Origin of the sequence: Janthinobacterium sp. GW456P (genome assembly GCF_002127655.1) — a bacterium.
In the GTDB taxonomy this organism is placed as follows: domain Bacteria; phylum Pseudomonadota; class Gammaproteobacteria; order Burkholderiales; family Burkholderiaceae_D; genus Janthinobacterium.
Window position 1 is genome coordinate 171,439 of sequence record NZ_NEHB01000007.1, and the last position, 6,233, is coordinate 177,671.

Consider the following 6,233-nt stretch of genomic DNA (forward strand, 5'->3'; position numbering starts at 1 on the left):
ATGCGCTGGCGCAATATCTCTTGGCTGCCGGCGCGCCCCTGGCTGGGTGCGCAGCGCGTGCACATCCGCCCTTCGCGCGCGGGCCTCGCGTTTGCCGCACTGCTGCTGGCGCTGTGGATCGCCGCCGTCAATTACCGCCTGGGCCTCGGTTATGCGCTCACGTATTTCGCCGCCGCCTGCGCCATCGCCGACATGCTGTTTGCCAGCCGTAACCTGGCGGGTCTGGCCTTGGCCGCCACGCCGGGCAGCGCCGTGTTCGCGGGCAGCCACGCCTTGTTCACCTTGCGCCTGATCAACCGCAGCGCGCGCCTGCGCCATGCGATCCACCTGGCCGTGAGCGATTCACCGGCTGCGCCCAGCCTGGCCGACATCGCCGCCCACGGGGAAACGGCCGTCAGCATCGTCGTCACGGCGCGGCAACGCGGCTGGCTCGATGCGCCCTCCGTGCGCCTGTCCGGCAGTTTTCCGCTGGGCCTGTTTGTGGCATGGTGCCACTGGCAGCCCGACGCGCGCGTGCTTGTGTATCCGCAGCCCGAGCACAACGCGCCGCCGCTGCCCTTGCCTGCCGGCACTGTGCGGCAGGCAAAGCAGGCACGGCAGCCAGACTCGCCCGACGGCGCCCTGGAACTGGCCGGCGTGCGCGCCTACCAGCCCGGCGACCCTTTGCACCGCCTGGCCTGGCGCCAGATCGCCCGCCACGACGGCGAGCACGTATTCAGCAAGCAATTCCAGCCTGCCGCCAGCGCGCCCTCAGGCGCAGCCCGTGGCAACATCGTGTTCGAGCACGCCGCGCTGCACGCGCTGGCGCCGGAAGCGCGTTTGTCGCGCCTGGCCGCCTGGGTGCTGCAGGCGGAACGCACGGGTCTGCCATATGGCTTGCGCCTGGGCGCGCTGACGCTAACGCCGGCCTTGGGCGCCAGCCACCGCGACGCCTGTTTGCGCGCGCTGGCCCTGCACGATTCGCCACACGATTTGCCGCCAGCGCAGGCACTGCCATGAAGGCCTGGCTGAGCAACTTGCCGCGCGACAAGGCCGACATTGTGCTGTTGCTGCTGGCGGCCGCCATGGTGCTGGCGCCGCACGCGCTGCACCTGCCCCCGTGGCTGTCGGCGGCAAGCGCCGCCCTGCTGCTGTGGCGCGCCGTGATCACCGTGCGGGGCCGGCGCCAGCCGTCGCTCGCCGTGCTTGCGCCGCTGGCCCTGCTCGGCATCGCCGGCGTCTACGCCAGCTATGGCAGCGTGCTGGGACGCGATCCCGGCGTGGCCATGCTGGCCCTGCTGCTGGCCTTGAAATCGCTGGAAATGCATGGCCGGCGCGACATCTTCGTCTTCGTCTTCCTCAGTTTTTTCCTTCTGCTGGCGAACTTTTTCCATACGCAAGGCATCCTCAGCGCGGCCTGGATGCTGGCCACCGTTATCGTCCTGCTGGCCGCCCTGCTGTCGGCCCAGTACGGCGCCGTGCAACCCAGCCTGGCGCAACGGTTAAAGTTGCTGGGGCGCATGCTGGCGCTGGCCGTCCCCCTGTCGGCCGTGATGTTTCTTGCCGTGCCACGCCTCGACGGCCCCCTGTGGGGCGCTGGGCCAGAAGACGCGCAGGCGCGCACGGGCTTGTCCGACAGCATGCAGCCGGGCGCCATCGCCTCGCTGGCCCTGTCTAGCGAACCCGTCTTCACTGCCCGTTTCAGCACGCCGACCCCGCCGCAAGACCAGCTGTATTGGCGCGGCGTGGTGCTGGGCGACTTCGACGGCGCCACCTGGACGCGCCGGGGTGCTGGCCGCGCGCCTGCCAGCGACAGCCGCATCGACATCGCGCTCGAAGGCCAGCCCAGCCAATACGAAGTGACCTTGCAGGCGAGCGGCCAGCGGCGCATCTTCGCGCTTGACGTGCCGCGCAGCATCGAACGCCTGCCCGGCAATCCGTATGTCGTGTCGTCGGCGCTGGAAGTACTGACCGTACAGCCCATTACTTCGACCGTGCGTTACCGCGTCAGTTCACAGCCACGCTACCGGCTGCAGGCCGGCTTGTCGGCCGTGCAGCAACAGCCATGGCTGGCCTTGCCCGCTGGCAGCAATCCGCGCAGCGTGGCCTGGGCCCGCGCCCTGCGCGGCCATGGCACGCACGCGCTGGCGCCCGCCGACGCCGTCGCCGCCGTGCTCGATCACTTCCGCCGCGCGCCCTTTCGCTACACCCTGCAGCCGCCGCTGCTGGGCAAGCATGGCGTTGACGACTTCCTGTTTCGCACGCAGGCGGGTTTTTGCGAACATTACGCGGGCAGCTTTGTCGTGCTGATGCGCGCCATGGGTATCCCCGCGCGCGTCGTCACCGGTTACCAGGGCGGCTTGCGCAACGGCACCGACAACAGTGTAAGCGTGCGCCAGTCCGACGCCCACGCGTGGAGCGAAGTGTGGCTGGCGGGCCGGGGCTGGGTGCGCATCGATCCCACCGGCGCCGTCGCGCCCCTGCGCACGGAGCGCAACCTCGACGCCGCCCTGCCGCCGCCCGCGTCGCCACTGACGGCGTGGCGGGCCCTGGCCGGCCTCGACGGCGGCGCGCAAGGGGCGCTTGCCGCCTGGCGCCCGCAATGGCGGCAGGCCGAGCACGCGTGGGGCAGCTGGGGACTCGACACCACGCCGCAGCGCCAGCGCGCCNGACTCGGGCCTGCCGCCGACCGAGTCGCCACTGACGGCGTGGCGGGCCCTGGCCGGCCTCGACGGCGGCGCGCAAGGGGCGCTTGCCGCCTGGCGCCAGCAATGGCGGCAGGCCGAGCACGCGTGGAGCAGCTGGGTACTCGACACCACGCCGCAGCGCCAGCGCGCCATGCTCGATCACGTGAAAAACTTGCCAGCGAAGACGCTGGCAGTCGCTTGCGCCATGCTGGCCCTGCTGTCCGCCGTGGCCGGTGGACTGGTCTGGTGGCGGCAGGCGCGGCAGGGCGATCCGCTCGACGCCCTGTACGCACAATTTTGCCGCCAGCAGGCGCGGCGCGGCTACAGCCGTGCGCCGCATGAAGGTCCGCACGGTTATGCTGCACGGTTGGCCGCAGGCAAGGCCACACAAGAGGCGCACGCCGCCATCGCACAGTTTCTGGCAATCTATGCCGCGATGAAGTATGGTAATGCCCACCCAGACGAACAACTCCGCGCGCGGCGCAGCTTGCGCCGCCTGTTAACCCAATGCCGATGAGACGCTCCTTGTTACCGATCAAAACCTCCGCCCTGTCCCTGCTCCTTTCCCTTCCCCTGTGCCTGGCGACCGCGCATGCTGGCGAAAACAGCCATATTTCCGCTGCCGACCGCGCCCGCGCCGTGCGCGCGGCCAAGGCCCCGCCCGCCAAGGCGGCAGCCAAGAAAGCGCCGGCAAAATTCGACTTCGAAGGCGAGTTTGTCGACTATGCCAACTGGAAAGAAGTACGCGCCTTCCTCGACGACATGTCCGCCAAACACGGCTTTGACCGCGCCGCGCTCGATACCCTGATCGGCAAGGTGCGCTATGTGGACACGACGGTGCAGCTGATGAAGCCGGCCCCGCCGGGCAAGCCAAAGAACTGGCAAGCGTACAGCGCCCGCTTCATCGAACCGGTGCGCATCAATGCGGGCGTGAAATTCTGGGAAGAGAATGCGGAAGCGCTGGCGCGCGCCGAGCGCGAATATGGCGTGCCGGCCGAAATCATCGTCGGCATCATCGGCGTGGAAACCGTGTACGGACGCAATACGGGACGTTTCCGCGTGCTCGACGCGCTGACGACCCTGGCGTTTTCCTATCCGGAAAGTCCGACCCGCGCCGCGCGCATGGAATTTTTCAAGGGAGAACTGGAAAACGCGCTGTTGTACGCGCGCAAGGATGGCATCGATCCCTTGACCCTGCTCGGCTCGTATGCGGGCGCTATCGGCCTGCCTCAATTCATGCCCAGCAGCATCATGAAATATGCGGTCGACTTCGATGGCGATGGCCATATCGACCTGCGCAATTCCACGGCCGACGCCATCGGCAGCGTCGCGCATTTCCTCGTCGAACATGGCTGGCGCCGCGACGACCCGGCCATCAACACGTATCCCGTCACCGTGTCGGCCAGCCGCACGTGGGAAAAGTTCGTCGGCCAGGGCTTGCAAGCCAAATACCGGCTGGGGGAATTGCAGGAAGCCGGCGTGAGTGCCGCCCCGTCCACGCCCCAGAACATGTTGTTTGGCTTGATCGATTTACAAAATGGTTCAGAAGCAACTGAGTATCACTTGGCAACCAATAACTTCTTTGCTATAACTCAGTACAACAGAAGTTATTTTTATGCCATGTCAGTGATTGACCTGGGCAAGGCCATCAGTCAAGTGCGCGCACGCTAACCGAAAGTCAGTGTAAAGTTATAATATTACTTGTAAGAAAGCGTAAGCGATGTTGAAGCGACCGGCAAACAGGTCTATGGTGGGGCCGATAACATGTGCCAGCCTCGCTCGCCAGCCTTTGTGCGGCACGGGATGCAGTAGTGGTTTTATACTTAACTTTTGTCAAAGTACAATTTTTGTTCTATCATAGAGCATAATAAAGAATAAATAGGTGTTGCAGCTAGACAACACCGGTTCTGTACAAAGCAAGATTAGCGGGCTTTCCCGCCTGAAATTGAATCCTGTTGTACAATTGTGTATATATCATGAAAAACTGTATCCCGGATCGTACCGTGTGTGAATTCGTTCCTTTTAGTAAAGAATGAACATGAACGCAGCAAGAGCGAGCTCCGAGTGTTTTTTACTTTGCAGTGCAACTACAGAAGGAACAATAACATCATGACAAACCAAGTCGGCATTGATATGAACAGCGATTCGGACTCCGACGATCTGCTTCAGTACAACCCAAACAGACTGCTCGATACCCTGATCGAAAACCTGCGCCTGAAAAACGACGCAGCCTTGTCCCGCGCGCTGGAAGTGGCGCCACCGGTCATCAGTAAAATTCGCCACCACCGCCTGCCGGTCGGCGCATCGCTGCTGATCCGCATGCACGAAGTCAGCGACCTGAGCATCCGCGACCTGCGTTACCTGATGGGTGACCGTCGTAACAAATTCCGCATCAGCGACAAGCAATTCAAGCCAAAAGAAGGCGAAACGCCACAAGGCTGATCCTGCCAGTTCGCAGGTTTTCCCTCCCCGCCATGGGGAGGGGGTATTTCCAGCAATTCTCAGGCCGTTCTGGCCGACATTAAACTATCAAGCAGGAAACACGCCGGTAGACAGGTAGCGGTCGCCACGGTCGCAGACGACGAACACGATGGTCGCGTTTTCCACCGTTTGCGAGATGCGCAGCGCGATTTCGCAGGCGCCGGCTGCCGAGATGCCGCAAAACAAGCCCTCTTCCGCCGCCAGGCTGCGCGCCATGCGCTCGGCCACGCCCTGGCTCACGTATTCCACCTGGTCCACGCGCGATTTGTCGTAGATTTTCGGCAGATACGCTTCCGGCCACTTGCGGATGCCGGGTATCTGCGAACCTTCCTCTGGCTGGGCGCCGATGATCTGGATGGCGGGATTTTGCTCCTTCAAATAGCGCGACACGCCCATGATGGTGCCCGTCGTGCCCATGGCGCTGACGAAGTGCGTCACGCGGCCATTCGTATCGCGCCAGATTTCCGGCCCCGTGCTTTCATAGTGGGCGCGCGAATTGTCTTCGTTGGCGAACTGGTCGAGGATGACGCCGCGGCCATCCTTCTGCATCTGCTCGGCCAGGTCGCGCGCATATTCCATGCCGCCCGTCTTCGGCGTCAATAAAATGTCGGCGCCGTAGGCGGCCATGCTCTGGCGGCGCTCCACGCTCAGATTGTCGGGCATCAGGAGCAGCATCTTGTAGCCGCGCAAGGCGGCGGCCATGGCCAGCGCGATGCCCGTGTTGCCGCTGGTCGCTTCGATCAGGGTATCGCCCGGCTTGATGACGCCGCGCTCTTCAGCGCGCTTGAGCATGGACATGGCCGCGCGGTCCTTCACGGAGCCCGCCGGATTGTTGCCTTCCAGCTTGCCCAGGATGACGTTGTTGCGCGCAAGCGCATCGGCACCCGGCAAGCGCGTCAGTTGCACCAGCGGGGTATTGCCTATCGTATCTTCAAGTGTCTTGTAAGCCATCGTGTCTGTTTGAGTAGATTCAACAAAGACCCATTCTAATATGAGAAGCCCGACGGCGTATCACCCGTTGGCGGCTGGTTCCCGGCCCGCGCGCGCGGCGGGCCGCGCCGCCACCGGCCGCATGGCGCCTGCCGC

The 6,233-nt window shown here is 64.5% G+C and carries 6 protein-coding genes; 5 read left to right on the forward strand and 1 reads right to left on the reverse strand.

From position 1 onward, the window contains the following. From CBW66_RS09300 to CBW66_RS09320, 5 genes are all read left to right on the forward strand, one after another. A complete protein-coding gene (locus tag CBW66_RS09300) occupies positions 1 to 999 on the forward strand; it encodes a DUF58 domain-containing protein (RefSeq protein ID WP_086138224.1) in 999 nt (332 codons plus the stop codon). After that, positions 996 to 3,008 (forward strand): DUF3488 and transglutaminase-like domain-containing protein, encoded by a 2,013-nt coding sequence (locus CBW66_RS09305; protein WP_086153623.1) that lies wholly within the window; start codon positions 996 to 998, stop codon positions 3,006 to 3,008. The genes CBW66_RS09300 and CBW66_RS09305 overlap by 4 nt, the downstream gene beginning before the upstream one ends. Then, entirely contained in the window at positions 2,893 to 3,183 is a 291-nt protein-coding gene (locus tag CBW66_RS29775; RefSeq protein ID WP_367379987.1) for a DUF4129 domain-containing protein, read from the forward strand. The genes CBW66_RS09305 and CBW66_RS29775 overlap by 116 nt, the downstream gene beginning before the upstream one ends. An 8-nt stretch (positions 3,184 to 3,191) precedes the next feature. Next, complete coding sequence (gene mltB, locus CBW66_RS09315; RefSeq protein ID WP_086138222.1) at positions 3,192 to 4,337, forward strand: lytic murein transglycosylase B; 1,146 nt, start codon at positions 3,192 to 3,194, stop codon at positions 4,335 to 4,337. Between the two features lie 438 nt (positions 4,338 to 4,775). After that, positions 4,776 to 5,108 (forward strand): hypothetical protein, encoded by a 333-nt coding sequence (locus CBW66_RS09320; protein WP_034751784.1) that lies wholly within the window; start codon positions 4,776 to 4,778, stop codon positions 5,106 to 5,108. 87 nt (positions 5,109 to 5,195) lie between these two features. Here the strand turns inward: CBW66_RS09320 and cysM are convergent, their stop codons facing one another. Beyond that, positions 5,196 to 6,098, reverse strand: a complete 903-nt coding sequence (gene cysM, locus CBW66_RS09325) for a cysteine synthase CysM (protein ID WP_086138221.1) — start codon at positions 6,096 to 6,098, stop codon at positions 5,196 to 5,198. Positions 6,099 to 6,233: the final 135 nt, after the last annotated feature.